This window comes from Candidatus Mycalebacterium zealandia, assembly GCA_014075295.1.
In the GTDB taxonomy this organism is placed as follows: domain Bacteria; phylum Desulfobacterota_D; class UBA1144; order Nemesobacterales; family Mycalebacteriaceae; genus Mycalebacterium; species Mycalebacterium zealandia.
This window is the reverse complement of record CP046180.1, coordinates 771,298-785,590: the sequence shown is the minus strand read 5'-3', so window position 1 is coordinate 785,590 and position 14,293 is coordinate 771,298. Positions and strand designations below refer to the sequence as shown.

The 14,293-nt window shown below is 48.6% G+C and carries 17 protein-coding genes and 1 tRNA gene; 11 read left to right on the top strand and 7 right to left on the bottom strand.

Going from position 1 to position 14,293, the window contains the following annotated elements:
• The 11 genes from GKS04_03885 (at nt 1) to GKS04_03835 (ending at nt 10,004) form a co-directional block, all read left to right on the top strand.
• On the top strand, nt 1–330 hold the full coding sequence (locus GKS04_03885) for a DUF59 domain-containing protein (GenBank protein QMU56298.1): 330 nt from the start codon (nt 1–3) through the stop codon (nt 328–330).
• A 4-nt stretch (nt 331–334) separates the two neighbouring features.
• Nucleotides 335–793: a redoxin domain-containing protein gene (locus GKS04_03880; GenBank protein QMU56297.1), complete on the top strand. Its 459-nt coding sequence runs from the start codon at nt 335–337 to the stop codon at nt 791–793.
• A gap of 1 nt (nt 794) precedes the next feature.
• A complete protein-coding gene (bioD, locus tag GKS04_03875) occupies nt 795–1,544 on the top strand; it encodes a dethiobiotin synthase (GenBank protein ID QMU56296.1) in 750 nt (249 codons plus the stop codon).
• Nucleotides 1,545–1,660: 116 nt separating this feature from the next.
• Nucleotides 1,661–2,233, top strand: coding sequence for a hypothetical protein (locus tag GKS04_03870; protein QMU56295.1), 573 nt, complete (start codon nt 1,661–1,663; stop codon nt 2,231–2,233).
• Nucleotides 2,234–2,256: 23 nt separating this feature from the next.
• The gene (locus tag GKS04_03865; protein ID QMU56294.1) at nt 2,257–5,202 is read left to right on the top strand and encodes a molybdopterin-dependent oxidoreductase; all 2,946 of its coding nucleotides are present in this window, start codon (nt 2,257–2,259) and stop codon (nt 5,200–5,202) included.
• Nucleotides 5,203–5,224: 22 nt separating this feature from the next.
• On the top strand, nt 5,225–6,571 hold the full coding sequence (locus GKS04_03860) for a hydrogenase (protein QMU56293.1): 1,347 nt from the start codon (nt 5,225–5,227) through the stop codon (nt 6,569–6,571).
• The gene (locus tag GKS04_03855; protein QMU56292.1) at nt 6,564–7,085 is read left to right on the top strand and encodes a DUF3341 domain-containing protein; all 522 of its coding nucleotides are present in this window, start codon (nt 6,564–6,566) and stop codon (nt 7,083–7,085) included. Before GKS04_03860 ends, GKS04_03855 begins: the two co-directional genes overlap by 8 nt.
• 88 nt (nt 7,086–7,173) lie before the next feature.
• Nucleotides 7,174–7,623: a c-type cytochrome gene (locus tag GKS04_03850; protein QMU56291.1), complete on the top strand. Its 450-nt coding sequence runs from the start codon at nt 7,174–7,176 to the stop codon at nt 7,621–7,623.
• On the top strand, nt 7,610–8,800 hold the full coding sequence (locus GKS04_03845) for a hypothetical protein (GenBank protein ID QMU56290.1): 1,191 nt from the start codon (nt 7,610–7,612) through the stop codon (nt 8,798–8,800). The genes GKS04_03850 and GKS04_03845 overlap by 14 nt, the downstream gene beginning before the upstream one ends.
• 3 nt (nt 8,801–8,803) lie before the next feature.
• Nucleotides 8,804–8,944, top strand: coding sequence for a hypothetical protein (locus GKS04_03840; protein ID QMU56289.1), 141 nt, complete (start codon nt 8,804–8,806; stop codon nt 8,942–8,944).
• A gap of 16 nt (nt 8,945–8,960) precedes the next feature.
• Nucleotides 8,961–10,004: a phosphoribosylformylglycinamidine cyclo-ligase gene (locus tag GKS04_03835; protein QMU56288.1), complete on the top strand. Its 1,044-nt coding sequence runs from the start codon at nt 8,961–8,963 to the stop codon at nt 10,002–10,004.
• A gap of 1 nt (nt 10,005) precedes the next feature.
• On the opposite strand, the gene GKS04_03830 is transcribed toward GKS04_03835, so the two are convergent.
• The 7 genes from GKS04_03830 to GKS04_03800 form a co-directional block, all read right to left on the bottom strand.
• Nucleotides 10,006–10,737: a TonB family protein gene (locus GKS04_03830; GenBank protein QMU56693.1), complete on the bottom strand. Its 732-nt coding sequence runs from the start codon at nt 10,735–10,737 to the stop codon at nt 10,006–10,008.
• Nucleotides 10,738–10,896: 159 nt separating this feature from the next.
• The gene (locus GKS04_03825) at nt 10,897–11,529 is read right to left on the bottom strand and encodes a DedA family protein (GenBank protein QMU56287.1); all 633 of its coding nucleotides are present in this window, start codon (nt 11,527–11,529) and stop codon (nt 10,897–10,899) included.
• Entirely contained in the window at nt 11,526–12,296 is a 771-nt protein-coding gene (gene surE, locus GKS04_03820) for a 5'/3'-nucleotidase SurE (GenBank protein QMU56286.1), read from the bottom strand. Before surE ends, GKS04_03825 begins: the two co-directional genes overlap by 4 nt.
• Nucleotides 12,297–12,305: 9 nt before the next feature.
• Nucleotides 12,306–12,382: transfer RNA gene (locus tag GKS04_03815), tRNA-Pro, on the bottom strand.
• Nucleotides 12,383–12,400: 18 nt separating this feature from the next.
• The gene (locus GKS04_03810) at nt 12,401–12,757 is read right to left on the bottom strand and encodes a MerR family transcriptional regulator (GenBank protein QMU56285.1); all 357 of its coding nucleotides are present in this window, start codon (nt 12,755–12,757) and stop codon (nt 12,401–12,403) included.
• 45 nt (nt 12,758–12,802) lie between these two features.
• Entirely contained in the window at nt 12,803–13,372 is a 570-nt protein-coding gene (locus GKS04_03805; protein QMU56692.1) for a ribonuclease HII, read from the bottom strand.
• A 27-nt stretch (nt 13,373–13,399) separates the two neighbouring features.
• Entirely contained in the window at nt 13,400–14,287 is an 888-nt protein-coding gene (locus tag GKS04_03800) for a 4-hydroxy-tetrahydrodipicolinate synthase (protein ID QMU56284.1), read from the bottom strand.
• Nucleotides 14,288–14,293: the final 6 nt, after the last annotated feature.

The following is a 14,293-nucleotide window of genomic DNA, read 5'->3' as shown; positions in this document are numbered from 1 at the left end:
ATGGCTGAACAACAAAGTGGTGAAACCACTCAAACAATTACCAAAGAACAGATTTTTGAGGTTCTTGGCAACATCTACGACCCCGAAATCCCTGTGGATATTGTCAATCTGGGACTTATTTACAATGTTGAAGTCAACGGCGGTGAAGTGAAGATTTTGATGACAATGACTTCTCCCGGCTGCCCCGCCGCGGGGCAGATAGTTGCCGAAGTAAAGATGCTTACGGCTGAACTTGAAGGGGTGGAAAAAGCGGATGTGGAAGTTGTGTGGGACCCTTCGTGGACACCTGAGATGATGAGTCAGGCGGCAAAGGAAAGTTTCAACATATAGAACCGTGTCGGACAAACTTAAAATAGGAGACTCCGCGCCGTTGTTTGAAGCAGAAACCTACGGTGGCGAAAAGGTTTCGCTTACAGATGTCATTGCCGGCGGCGGGGTGGCTTTGTGTTTTTATCCCAGAGACAACACCCCCGGTTGCACGCGCGAAGCGTGCTCGCTCAGGGATACGGAAAGCCGCATCGCGAAAAAAGGAATAACCGTTCTGGGAATCAGTACAGACAGTGTGAAATCCCACGAGGGATTCAGAGACAGACAGAAACTCAACTACACTCTCATCAGCGACAAAGACAGAAAAATCATCAACGCCTACGGGGTTGTAAGTCCGTCAAACAGCGCGCGCCGCGTTTCCTTTCTTGTGGACAGGGAAGGTAAGGTAAGGCACATCTGGAAAAAGGTTGACACCCACGCCCACGGCGATGAAATCCTGAACAAAATAGAAGAACTTTCCCTTTAATATCTTGCGAGAACAAACCCAAAATGGCGGAAAACCGCTTTTTTTTGTTACCGGAACCGACACCGGCGTGGGAAAAACCGTTGTCTGCGCGGCGCTTGCGCGCTGTCTTATTGAAGCCGGAAAAACGGTTTCAATGATCAAGCCCTTTCAAACCGGCTGTTTGGGCGAAGATGTTACGGATGCGGATTTTGTTCACCGCGTGATGGGCAAACCTTTCACTCCTTCGGTTTCAAGTCCGTATTGCCTCAAAGCACCGCTTGCCCCGATGGTTGCCGCGGAGATTGAAAACACAAGTTTTGACATCGGCGGGATTTTGAAAATTGTTGAGTCCGAATCCGCCGTTCACGATGCGGTGATTGTTGAAGGCGCCGGCGGACTGCTTGTTCCGATAAAGAAGAACTACTCAATGGCGGATTTCGCTTCGGATTTGGGGTTCAAAACTATTATCGCCGCGCACGCGGGACTCGGAACAATTAATCACACGCTTTTGACGATTGAAGCCGCAACGGCAAGAAACCTTGAAATTGCCGGAGTTGTGATATGCGGATATCCGCAAGGGAAAAACGTGTGCGAGGAAACCAATCTGATTTACCTCAGGGAGCGGGGTCAAAAAATTGTTGGTATCATACCTTTTCTTGACGGACTGGATGTTGAAGGTGGGAAAGTGGACGCTTTAGTCGGGCGCAAATGCCGGTCATTTTTCACACCGGATTTGTTTGGTTCGTTTGATGAAAAAAACCTGCTTGCGTGAAGAAAAACGGCTATTTGACACACGGAGCAAGTGTGTTAGTTTAGGGCATTTGACGCGCGTAACTGAGTTGCGAAGTTGAAAAATATTTCAAAACAAAAAGGTCTTAACACCTGCAGATGAAAGCAACCTTAAAAGGAACCGTCGCATTTTTTCTTGCAATCTGCGGGCTTGCTTCCATCTCTGTTTTACAGCAAAGTGCGGCGGAGCAAAGGGGGCCTGAACAGCCTATTCTTTTCAGTCACAAAATCCATGCGGGAGACAATAAAATAGATTGCCGGACCTGCCACAGTTATGTGGATGTGTCCACGCATCCGGGCATTCCTTCGGTTCAAAAATGTATGGGGTGTCATTCACAAATCAGGGGCAGAGACGTTGAATATAAAGCCGATGATGGCACGGTCATCAACATACGCGGAGAAATAGCGAAGGTGCGGGAATACTGGGACAGAAAAGAGCCGATTCCCTGGATAAAAGTCTCGCCGATGGCTGAGTATGTTCAGTTCAACCACAAACGCCACATCAAACAGGGCATTGAGTGCGTAACCTGTCACGGCGAGGTTGAGAAAATGGATGTGGTAAGAAAAACGGAGCGGCTCAATATGGGATTCTGCATATCGTGTCATGAGCAGAACGCCCGTGATGAATACCACGAGAAGCAGCTGAAGGACTGTTTGACTTGCCATTATTAAGCAACGCCTGACGGAGGAATAAAGTGTCTGACGAAACTAAAGACAAAACTGGCAAACAGGGAATAACCAGAAGGGATTTCCTGAAAGTAATCGGCGTGACGGGCGGGGTCGCGGCGGCATCGGGCGGGTGTTCGCCTGAGCCGGTTGAGCAGATTATTCCGTATGTCATTCCGCCTGAAAACACCATTCCGGGAGTGCCCGACTACTATTCAAGCACCTGCCGAGAATGTCCGGCGGGATGCGGAGTGATTGTAAAAACAAGGGAAGGGCGCGCTATTAAAATGGAAGGCAACCCCGACAACCCGATAAACTCCGGCGCGTTGTGCGCTTCAGGACAAGCCGCCCTGCAGGGAGTCTACAATCCGGACAGAATCAAGTCCCCTCTTGCGAAAAATGAAGACGGGAAATTTCGTTCCGCAACATGGAAAGACGCGGAAAAAACAGTTGCCGAAAAAATTGGAGAACTCGTTTCGCAAGGAAAAGGACGGCGTGTAGTGTATCTCGACGGAGTATCGCCCGGGTCTTACGACGAGTTGCTGAACATCTGGACGGATTCAATCGGAGCAAGAAGATATTCCTACGAAACCTTTTCACACGAGCCTATTAAAAAAGCGAACGAGATTGTTTTCGGTTTGAACTCCATACCTTCCTACGAAATAGGAAAAGCCGAATACCTACTTTCTTTCGGGGCGGACTTCCTTGAAACCTGGCTGTCGCCAACATATAACGGCAAAGGGTTTGGCAGTTTGCGCGAAGTTAAAAAAGGCAAAACCGGCAAGGTGGTTCAAGTTGAGCCGCGGATGTCAATGACGGGCGCAAACGCTGACCGCATGATTCAAATCAACCCCGGAACGGAAATTGATCTGGCTCTTGCGATAGCAAACGTAATGTCCCGGAAAACCAGAGCCGAAGACTATCTGCTCCAACTGGTACGGGAATACACCCCTGAAAAAGCCGCGGAAAAAACATCCGTTCCCGTTGAAACCATCAACGAAATCGCCGAAGAGATGATTTCAAAAAAGAGTCTGGCAATCGGCGGCGGCGCGGCGACAACCGCTTCAAACGCGACCGAACTGCTTGTCGCCATCAACATACTGAACTACCTTTCAGGCAACCTGAACGAGACAATCAATTTTGCGGATACTCTCGCGACTTCGAGCTCAACCTCATACGAGGAAATCACTGCACTAATCAAAGACATGCAAAATGGCGAAGTGGACGCACTTATTATCAGAGGTGTAAATCCGGTGTTCTCGCTTCCGCAGTCAGCGGGATTTGCAAAAGCGATGAAAAACGTTCCGTTCACCGTAAGTTTTTCGCCGTTTATGGACGAAACCACACAGATGTGTTCGCTTGTGATGCCGGACAATCATCCCCTTGAGAGTTGGGGCGATTTCAAGGCACGGGCAAGTTTCCACGGCATAACCCAGCCAGCAGTTTCAAGAGTTTTTAACACCAAAGCGTCCGGAGACGTAATAATTTCGGTCAGCAAGAAGATGGAAGCAACCGCAAAACTGTTTGCAGTCACGGACTACTACTCTTTTATGAGGGAGTATTGGAAAAAACTGGGCGCAAAAATTTTTCCGGAAACGCCTTTTGAAACTTTCTGGAGCGAAACTCTCAAGAAAGGCGGTGTGCCTACCGCGCTCTCCGGCGGAAAAGCCTCTCTTTCCGGGAGAATGAGACTGTTTTCATTCTCTGGCAGGGAAGCGGATTTCCATGGAGACGGAGATATGTATCTCATGCCTTTCCCGTCTGCGAAACTCTACGACGGCAGAGGAGCGAACAAACCCTGGTTGCAGGAATTGCCCGACTCACTTACTTCGGTCGTGTGGGACTCATGGGCGGAAATCAGTCCTGAAACGGCGAAAGCAATGGAAGTTCGGACTGGATCTTTTGTAAAGATTGAATCTGCTTTCGGCGCGGTTGAAACGCAGGTGTTTGTCAATGAGGGCATGTCCCCGGACACGGTGGCAATTCCAATCGGGCAGGGACACGAAGAATACGGAAGATACGCACAGGACAGAGGGGTAAGCCCGATGAAGATAATGTCTCCGGCATCTGATGTACTTTCCGGCGGCTACGCGTGGTTTTCCACAAAGGTAAAAGTAACACCGACCGGCAAAGACTCCCTACTTGTACGCACACAATACACAACATCTCAGGAAGGCAGAGGAGTGGCGCGAACGGTTGATATTCACGACCTTGGGCACAAACACGAAAATGGACACGGCGACAAGCATCACCCTGATTTGTACCCGGACTTGGAATACGAGGAATACAGATGGGGAATGTCGGTTGACCTCTCCAAATGCACGGGTTGCGGCGCGTGTGTGACAGCGTGTTACGCGGAGAACAATATTCCGTTTGTTGGCAAAGAACAGGTCGCGCGGCGCAGGGATATGGCGTGGCTGAGAATAGACAGATTCTTTGAGAAAAACCCTAACGGCGAAGTAACGGCACGGTTTGTCCCGGTCCCATGCCAGCATTGCGGGAACGCCCCATGTGAGCCGGTATGCCCCGTTTTTGCAACCTACCATAACCACGAAGGCTTGAATGGAATGATTTACAATCGTTGTGTGGGCACAAGATACTGTGCCAACAACTGCACTTATAAAGTTAGGAAGTTCAACTGGTATTCATACAAAGTGCCTGAACCGCTCAACTGGCAGTTCAACCCCGATGTTACTGTCAGAACCAAGGGAGTGATGGAAAAATGCAGTTTCTGCGTCCAGAGGATAAGAAGCGCTCACGACACGGCAAAAGATGAAGGGCGTGGAGTAAGAGACGGCGACGTGGTGACGGCGTGTCAACAGACCTGCGCAACAAACGCCATAGATTTCGGCAATTTGCTTGACCCTCAGAGCAAGGTCTCGGTGTCATCTCACAACGAGAGGGGCTACAAACTGTTTGAAGAAGTAAATACAAAGCCCGCAGTAACGTATCTAAAAGAGGTGGTTCAGTCGTAAGACGAAGCAAGCGGTCGGCAAAGTGGAAAACAAACAAAACAGGCTGACATATTCAAAGGTTACAGCCGATGTCGTAAGGATTCTGGAAAAACCTTCCAGACAGTGGGCGTTGCTGTTCGGCACCGCTCTGTTTTTTGTCGGCATAGGTTTGTTTTCCTTTCTCTATCAAGTTTACACGGGGCTTGGAGTGGCAGGGTTCCGCCATCCGGTTTTCTGGGGGATATACATAACAGACTTTGTTTTCTGGGTTGGAATAGCCCATTCGGGAACATTGATTTCCGCCGTACTTTTCCTTTTCAGGGCAAGGTTTAGAATGTCCATCTACCGCCTTGCTGAAGCAATGACGGTTTTCGCGGTTCTGACCGCGGGACTGTTCCCGATAATCCATCTCGGGCGTCCGTGGAATTTTTATTGGCTTTTTCCGTATCCCAACCAGCGTGAGCTTTGGGTCAATTTCAAATCACCACTTTTGTGGGATGTTTTTGCCGTCAGCACATACCTTACGGTCAGTTCCATTTTCTTCTTTGTCGGAATGATTCCGGACCTCGCGGCGATAAGAGACAAAGTGACGGGGAAAACGCGCAAAATTATCTACTCGCTTCTTTCACTCGGCTGGAAGGGCTCAAACTGGGAATGGCTTCACTACACTAGGGCGTATCTGTATTTCGCCGCTTTCGCGACCCCTCTTGTTCTTTCGGTTCACAGCGTTGTGTCCTGGGACTTCGCAATGGCAAGTCTTCCCGGCTGGCACACAACCATATTCGCGCCGTATTTTGTTGCCGGAGCAATTTTTTCAGGACTCGCGATGGTAATAACCCTCGCCATACCTATACGGAAGATTTTCCATCTTGAGGATTACATCACGATGGACAACTTTGACGGAATGGCAAAACTAATAATCTTTACTTCGCTGATAATCGGATATGCGTACGGCGTGGAATTTCTATTCGCGTGGTATAGCGGAGTTCCCGCCGAATGGGAGCAGTTTGTATACAGGGCGGTTGGAGAATACGCGCCTTTCTACTGGACAATGGTGATTTGCAATGTAGTGATTCCGGTTCTTCTGTGGTTCAAAAGGTTTCGCCACAATCTGGCAATTCTGTTTGTCATCTCAATCTTTATAAACATAGGAATGTGGTTTGAACGTTTTAACATAATTGTGATTTCCCTTTCGCGTGATTTTGACCCCGCAGTCTGGGGTGTTTACAAAATTTCATGGGTGGAAGCCGGTCTCACAATGGGCAGTTTCGGGTGGTTTTTCATGTTCTTCCTGATATTCCTGAAAACGCTTCCCTCCATCGCAATAGCGGAGATTAAGGAAATCCTTCCCGTTCCGCGCAAAAAAAACGGAGAACACGGACATGAGTAAAAAACAACAAGAAGGCGTGCTCGGGGTTTACGGCCATCTTGACACGCTCGCGGACTGTCTGAAGACCTTGAAAGAAAAGGGGTTCCGTAACATAAGGGTTTTCTCGCCGGTTCCAAGCCATGAAATAGAGGAAATCATTGGCGAACCGGAAAGCCCCGTGCGGTTTTTCACCCTCATAGGAGCGTTGCTCGGCGGAGCGTCCGGTGTGGCATTCACAACAATCACTGCGAGCGACTGGCCTATTCAGGTCAGCGCGAAACCAGTGGTTTCAATACTGCCGTTTATGGTAATCATATTTGAACTTACAATTCTTATAGGCGCGCTAGCGACCTTGATGGGATTGCTCATTAACTCTCTTTTGCGCAGAAGAGCTCCCGTTACAATGTACGACCCCAGATTTTCCGATGACAAATTCGGTTTGATGGTGGTTTGCCCCGATGAAAAGGCAAGCCGCGTCGCGCGCGAAATTATGCTTTCGGGGGGAGCGGAGGAGGTGAAGTTTGACTCCGCTTAGCGTAAAACTGTTGGTGCGTACAGCGGTTTTCGCGGCTTGCGTTCTGTTAACCCCGCACAGCGCTTTTGCTTTCCCGTGGTCTCTTGATATGTGGATTCAACCGTCGGTTGACCCTTATGAAAAACCGGTGCTTTATCCGCAAAAATCCGTGAATGACAAAACACCTCCAAAAATGACAAGGGAAGAGGTGGAAGCGGTCGCGAAGTCGCCTGTTCCGCTGACTGACCGGTCCGTTCGGAGAGGAAAGGAACTCTTTTCCTATAACTGCGTTTCATGTCACGGGGTCAAGGGAGGCGGAGACGGACTGATTATTCAAAAAGGGCACGGTTTTTATCCGGTTGACCTCACGGCGCCGGGAGTTGTGGCGCGGACTGACGGATACATCTACGCCTACATAATGTATGGCGGAAAGGTGATGATGCCTGCTTACGCGGAAAACATGACTTCCAACGATGATGCGTGGCATGTGGTCAACTACGTAAGGCATTTGCAGAAAGCAAAGGAAAACAGACAGGGGAGAGAAAATGGAAAAAATTGATGCGGCGCAAGACGTGATGGGTAAAACCGGGCGTGTTCCCAAATGGATTTTGCTGTTTCTCGGAGGCATTGGAGCGGTTGGCGCGCTTGCGTTCGCGCTTGCCGCGATTTCGGATGAGCAGTCCTCCGGAGCCTGGCGCGTCTTGCTTATCAACTTCCTTTTCTGGACGGCAGTCGCTCAAGGCGGCGTTATATTTTCGTGTGTTTTGAGAATTACAAACGCGCGATGGGGCAGGTCTTTTCTCAGGATAAGTGAATCATTCGGCTCTTTTCTTCCCGTCTCAATGGTTTTGCTGATTGTAATTTTCCTTGGTGCGGAGCATGTCCTTCCCTATGCCGATCACCACTACCACACCCCGAAAGATGTATGGCTCAGCATGCCTTTTGTCGTTCTGAGAAATCTTCTGGGATTCACGCTCATGCTGTTTTTGACATACAGATACGTCCGCGGCTCACTACTTCTTGATATTGACCCCGCAAAAACCGATTTTGCCCGCGTCAAAAAACTTGCGCCTTTTCTAGTAGGCTCTTACGCGGTTGTGTTTAGCCTGTTCTCATGGGATTTCATGATGTCGCTTGACCCCCATTGGTTCAGCACGCTGTTCGGGCCATACTATTTCATTGGAGGGCTTATATCAGCGGTGGCAATGACGATAATTGTCTCGGCGACGCTTTCACGTTATCTGAATCTCAAAAACTATTTGAGTGACTACCACTTCTGGGATATCGGGAAAATGCTTAACGGATTCGCTCTTCTCTGGGCTTACCTGATGTTTTCGCAGCTTTTGCCCATCTGGTACGCGAATATGCCTGAAGAAACGGGTTTTGTTATAAAAAGAATAGCCGAAGAACCTTTCCGGACTTTTGCGTGGGCGGTTCTTACATGCTGTTTCATATTTCCGTTTGTGTCATTTATGCCGAGAACACATAAAATCGTAACACCTATCGCGGTGTTTATATCAACGGTGTTTCTGTGCGGACTGTGGATGGATAAATTCCTGCTTATTACGCCGTCACTTACGGCATCATTGCAAACTTCAGCGTATGAGGTCTTGATTACTCTCGGTTTTGCCGGAAGTTTTCTCTGTACCGTTTTGTTTTTCCTAAACAGGTTCCCCATTATACCTTTTGGAGATCCTTTCTTTGACGGACCGAATTCGCACCACGGAGGGCACTGAAGAATGGACAGATTCCTCGACAACTTAACAAAACTGATTGTCGCAAACGTCGTTCTTTTCATAGCGGGCTTCATCTTCCTTATCGTAACAGTCGCGTTTTTCGGCCCGGTTATCGCTCCACTTATGAATAAACTGCCGTGGTAGCGCGGCGAAAAAGCCAATGGCAAAAAAAAAACTGACATACTCCGGCTCCGGCGTTAACACAAAAGAGGGAGACAGATTTGTCAGCCTTATAAAGCCGTTTGTTCAAGCGACTCAAGGAAAAAATATTCCGAAATCGTACGGCGGTTTTTCGGGCGCCTACCTGCTTCCCGACAAGAGGTCGTATCTTGTCGGAGCCACTGACGGGGTTGGAACAAAACTCAAAATAGCTTTTGCCACGGGCAGGGCGGACACCATTGGCGTTGACCTTGTGGCAATGTGCGTGAATGACGTTTTAACCAGCGGGGCGAAGCCTCTTTTTTTTCTGGACTACATCGCGACCGCGCGACTTGACGCCAACAAAATGGCAGAGATCATCAAAGGGGTCGCGCGCGGATGCACGGATGCGGGATGCGCTTTGCTGGGCGGAGAGACTGCGGAGATGCCCGGTTTTTACAAAAAAGATGAATTTGATCTTGCCGGATTCGCGGTGGGAATTGTTGATAAAGACCGCTACGGAAAACAAAGCAAAGCAGTTGCGGGTGATGAAATAATCGCGCTTCCCTCAAGCGGAATTCACTCAAACGGCTACTCTCTTGTGAGAAAAGCTCTTCTTCAGAAGGGAAAACTTTCTCTTAAATCCAAACCTCGCGGGCTTTCGCGGACGCTCGCGGACGAACTGCTTGAACCGACAAAAATCTACACCCGCCCGGTCTTGAAGGCGTTTGAGAGTTTTGATATCCATTGCCTGTCCCATATAACAGGCGGAGGACTACTTGGAAACATTCCACGCTCTCTGCCGGAAAAGTATGTCGCGGTTCTTGAAAAATCTTCCTGGGAAATTCCGGCGATTTTTGAACTTATTAAGGAATCCGCGAATATGAGCGACGATGACATGTTCGGGGTTTTTAACTGTGGAATTGGAATGACTTTATGTGTCAATCCGGCGGATTCCGGCGCGCTTGTGAAAAAACTGCGACAAACGGGTTGCGAAGGCGCGCACATTGTCGGCAGAGTTAAGAAGAGAACAGGTAAAAACAAGCCCGCGATTGTAATCGCATAAATTACAGATTGTCGACTATTTTAAACCCGAAAGTAAAAGCAAAAGTCGACTCGCCTTTCCAACTCGCCGGGAAGGGGCTGTAGGGAGCGGCGTCTCTTACGGTTCTGACCGCTTCAAGATCAAAGGCGGCTATCCCCGAAGACCGCGAAATTTCAACAAATTCCAACTTCCCGTCTTTTCGTATCTCTACGCGCAAAACGGTGTAGATATCCGAAGAGATTTCCGGACCACCGAAAGAAACCCGCCGGGGCCTCCAAACATTCTGAACACGGCTTCTGAATTTCTGAATATAAGAAATGTATTTATCGGTCGGCGAGAGAACGCTGAAATCGTTCACATCAGAGTCTCCCCTGTAGTCCCCGTCATTGCCGATACGGCGGTCTTCATACTGATTATAGATTTTCCTCCGCTCTTTTTCCGCGACCGCTTTAATCAACTGTTTAACGGAACTGTCGTCAACGGTAAGCGTGTCATGCTTTACGTACTCCGTCGCATCGCCTTCGCTTTCTTTGGTTTCCTTGGACACCGGGGCGGGCGTGGGTGGAGTTGGAGTGCCGTAAGTTCCGTATTTCACCTTGTCCTCGCGGGAATTGTACGACTTTGTTGAATACGCCTTTGGTTTTTCCACCACTGTGTCCGGATCATCGGTCGGAGGCACATAATCAGTTATTTCAAGCAGCAAGTCGTCTTTTTCTTCAACCTGTACGGCGACAAAAAGAGGTTGCAGTCCCATGAACAGCAACAAAACAAAATGAAAAAGCAATGCCACACTCAGCGACACTACAAGACGTTTTTTTCTTGAACGCCTCCTGTTATTTTTATTTTTTTCAAATGACTTCAACATTTGTTCATAGAATTTTAATCATCAAATCGGAGTTTTTCACTATTTTTCTTATTTTAGAAAATAATAAAAGCCCACAAGAACAAGGGTGAGAACAAGTGTCAAAATGCCGAAATACCTGTCAATAAACGGCTTGATATCGTTTCCAAATTTCCATGCAAGCGCTGCCAGAAGAAAAAATCTCGCGCTTCTGCCAATAGCAGCCCCCATAACAAGAACACCGAAACTGATATTGAAAACTCCCGCCGCAATGGTGAAAACCTTGAACGGAATAGGAGTGAACGCTGACAGTAAAATCGCCTCAAAAGCGTTTTCATTGAACTTGCCGGCAACTAAATTGAATGTCTGTTCGCTGAAAATAAAACTGAGGAACCACTCGTGGGTCAATTCCCAGAAAAACTTCCCGAGGAAAAAACCGGCACATGCGCCAAGCACTGAAAACACTGAGCATATGGCGGCAAATCTGAACGCGCGGGACGGCTTGGCCAGATACATCGGCAACAGAAAAAAGTCTGGCGGGATAGGTAGTATAAAAGACTCTAAAAACGCAATCGCGGCAAGATAGTGTTGAGCGTATGGCTTTGAGGCCAGCCCCAAAGTCATTTCGTAAACACGCCTCGCAAAATTCACGGGCTTGTAAAAAATTTCCACCGAAGAGCGGTAAACCCTTTTGAGGAAATTCATTTTTTCAAATCCATCTTGTGGTGGTCGTTGAGTGTGTCAAGATACGAATAGTCAGTAAAGTCAAGTTTGATAGGCGTTACCGATATCCAGCCGTTTACAACCGAAACAATGTCCGTGTTGGGAATTTTGTGATACGCAAGTTCGTCGCCGCCTATCCAGTAATAGGTTCTGCCTCTGGGGTCTTTATTTTTGGTTATCTTTTCGTTGTAATGTCTTTTGCCCTGCTTGGTGAACTTCACGCCTTTTATTTTGTCCTCGGGCATGTTTGGAACATTCACATTGAGAAGAGTGTTTTTTGGAAGTCCGTTTTTCAAAACAAATTCGGCGACTGTTTTAGCGTAGTCCGCGGCGGGTTCAAAAATAAAACTGTCTTTCCCGGGAACAGATACCGCAATGGAGGGTATTCTCAATAAAACTCCTTCCATAGCCGCGCTGACCGTGCCTGAATAGGTAATATCATCACCCATGTTGGCGCCTTTGTTTATGCCTGAAACAATCAAATCAGGCCTTTTCCCTTCTATCAAACCGTTCACGGCAAGGTTGATGCAGTCTGTCGGAGTACCGTCAACGCTGTATCTACCGGACGCGATTTTCTCAACTCTCAGAGGTCTGGAAAGACTCAACGCGTGACTTGACGCGCTATTGTCGCGGTCGGGCGCAACCAAAATTACTTCTCCGAGATTTGAAAGTGATTTTTCAAGGGCGGCAATTCCGGGAGAGTTTATCCCGTCATCGTTTGATATGAGTATTCTGATACCGCTTGGCATATGAGAAAATGGTCGGGGCGACCGGATTTGAACCGATGACCACCGGTCCCCCAGACCGGTGCGCTACCAGACTGCGCTACGCCCCGATTTAATCTAAGAGGGCATTATAACTGTTTGTCGTCCAAAAGCCCGAGGATTTGCTCCAAATCTTCCAAAACCGCAGTAAGGATTTCCTTGTCTCTCTGCCTTCCATCGGAAACAGGCAATCCCTGCTTGAGTTTCTTTCTTGCGCCCTCAATCGTGTAGTTTTCCTTATGAAGCATGGTTTTAATTCTGAGAATCAAAAAAATTGCCTCCCTGTCATACATGCGCTGGTTGCGCCTTCTGGTCGGTTTTATCTGTACAAACTCTTTTTCCCAATAGCGGATGGTGTGGGCTTTCAAACCCGTGTATTCACTCACTTCTCCGATTTTGAAGTAAAGTTTGTCGGGGAGTTGTTTTGCTTCCTGTGCGCCGCTCATTGCTTCAAAACTATGATATTGAGGAGTTTGTATGATTTCAAGGCGCTATCCCGTTAACTTGAAGCTTTTTCTATGTTCAGGGCAGGGGCCGTGTGTTTCAACAAGTTCTCTATGTTCTCTGGTCGGATAGCCTTTGTGTCTGGAAAAGTTGTAAAGCGGATACCTGTTGTGCAAATCCTTCATCATTCCGTCACGCGTTACCTTCGCGATGATTGAAGCGACCGCGATTGACATACATTTGCCATCTCCACCAACTATGGCGCGTTGCTTAAGCGGAAGTGATGTTTCGGTGTTTCCGTCTATTAAAAGAAAGTCCGGAGAAACCTTCAAGGCGGCAACTGCGCGCTCCATCGCCTTGATAGTGGCTCTGAGTATGTTGATTTCGTCTATTTCACGCGGGTCTGCAGTTCCGGTGGCATAGACAACCCCACTGTCCGAAAGAGAACTGAAAATCATCTCTCTGCGCGCCTGGGAAAGTTTCTTGGAATCGTCAACTTCGGGGAGGCAAAACTCTTCGGGCAAAATTGCCGCCGCCGCAACAACGGGTCCCGCGATAGGGCCCCGTCCGGCTTCGTCCACGCCTGCCGGCACAAGCCCGCGAGCCCAAATCTCCATTTCGTATGAAAGCCCGTCAATCGGCAATTAAACGCGCCCCTGAATCAAACCGTACCCGGCAAGAACGCGAGCGAGCGCCTTTTTGTTAGACGGTGAAATAGCGCACAACGGAGGCCTGAAAACCCCTGAATCCATCTTCATAAGAGAGAGAGCTGTTTTCACCGGAACGGGATTTGATTCCAGAAACATCGCTTCATTCAGAGGCAGAAGTTTGTAATGAAGCTTCCTCGCGCCCGCAACGTCGCCTTTGGCGTAAAGGTTATGCATTTTTGCAACATCCTTCGGCGCAACATTTGCGGTTACCGTAATTGACCCTTTGCCTCCAAGCGAAAGAAGCGGAAAGTTGACCGAGTCATCTCCGGACAAAAGGGTGAAACTCCCGCCGCACAGATGCATAATTTTTGACGCCTGTTCAACCGTGGACGCCTCTTTTATCCCGACAATGTTTTTGTATTTGTCGTTCAGGCGCGCGACCGTTTCCGGAAGAAGATTCGCCGCCGACCGCCCGGGTACGTTGTAGAGAATTATCGGAATTGAGGTTTTTGAAGCGATTTTTCCAAAATGCATAAACAACCCGTTTTGAGAAGGCTTGTTGTAATATGGAACAACAACAAGAGCGGCGTCCGCTCCGGCATTCTCCGCAAAACGCGTGAGTTCAATCGCCTCTTCCGTGCTGTTTGAGCCCGTTCCCGCAATTACGGGAAACCTGCCCGCGCACATTCTGACGGTGGCTTCCACAACTCTTTTGTGTTCGTCGTGCGAAAGAGTGGCGGATTCCCCCGTGGTGCCACATGACACAATCCCGTGAGTGCCGTTTTTAGAATGAAACTCAATGAGCCGTTCAAGAGCGGACTCATCCACCGAAAGGTTTTTTTTAAACGGTGTTATCAGAGCAACGAGTGAACCGGAAAACATGCAAAC

Bases quoted from the DNA above. Each gene is read 5' to 3' on its own strand.
- GKS04_03885 (QMU56298.1), top strand. From the start codon at position 1: ATGGCTGAACAACAAAGTGGTGAAACCACTCAAACAATTACCAAAGAA.
- GKS04_03870 (QMU56295.1), top strand. From the start codon at position 1,661: ATGAAAGCAACCTTAAAAGGAACCGTCGCATTTTTTCTTGCAATCTGC.
- GKS04_03855 (QMU56292.1), top strand. From the start codon at position 6,564: ATGAGTAAAAAACAACAAGAAGGCGTGCTCGGGGTTTACGGCCATCTT.
- GKS04_03850 (QMU56291.1), top strand. From the start codon at position 7,174: ATGTGGATTCAACCGTCGGTTGACCCTTATGAAAAACCGGTGCTTTAT.
- GKS04_03845 (QMU56290.1), top strand. From the start codon at position 7,610: ATGGAAAAAATTGATGCGGCGCAAGACGTGATGGGTAAAACCGGGCGT.
- GKS04_03840 (QMU56289.1), top strand. From the start codon at position 8,804: ATGGACAGATTCCTCGACAACTTAACAAAACTGATTGTCGCAAACGTC.
- GKS04_03835 (QMU56288.1), top strand. From the start codon at position 8,961: ATGGCAAAAAAAAAACTGACATACTCCGGCTCCGGCGTTAACACAAAA.
- GKS04_03830 (QMU56693.1), bottom strand. From the start codon at position 10,737: ATGGGACTGCAACCTCTTTTTGTCGCCGTACAGGTTGAAGAAAAAGAC.
- GKS04_03825 (QMU56287.1), bottom strand. From the start codon at position 11,529: ATGAATTTCCTCAAAAGGGTTTACCGCTCTTCGGTGGAAATTTTTTAC.
- surE (QMU56286.1), bottom strand. From the start codon at position 12,296: ATGCCAAGCGGTATCAGAATACTCATATCAAACGATGACGGGATAAAC.
- GKS04_03810 (QMU56285.1), bottom strand. From the start codon at position 12,757: ATGAGCGGCGCACAGGAAGCAAAACAACTCCCCGACAAACTTTACTTC.
- GKS04_03805 (QMU56692.1), bottom strand. From the start codon at position 13,372: ATGGAGATTTGGGCTCGCGGGCTTGTGCCGGCAGGCGTGGACGAAGCC.
- GKS04_03800 (QMU56284.1), bottom strand. From the start codon at position 14,287: ATGTTTTCCGGTTCACTCGTTGCTCTGATAACACCGTTTAAAAAAAAC.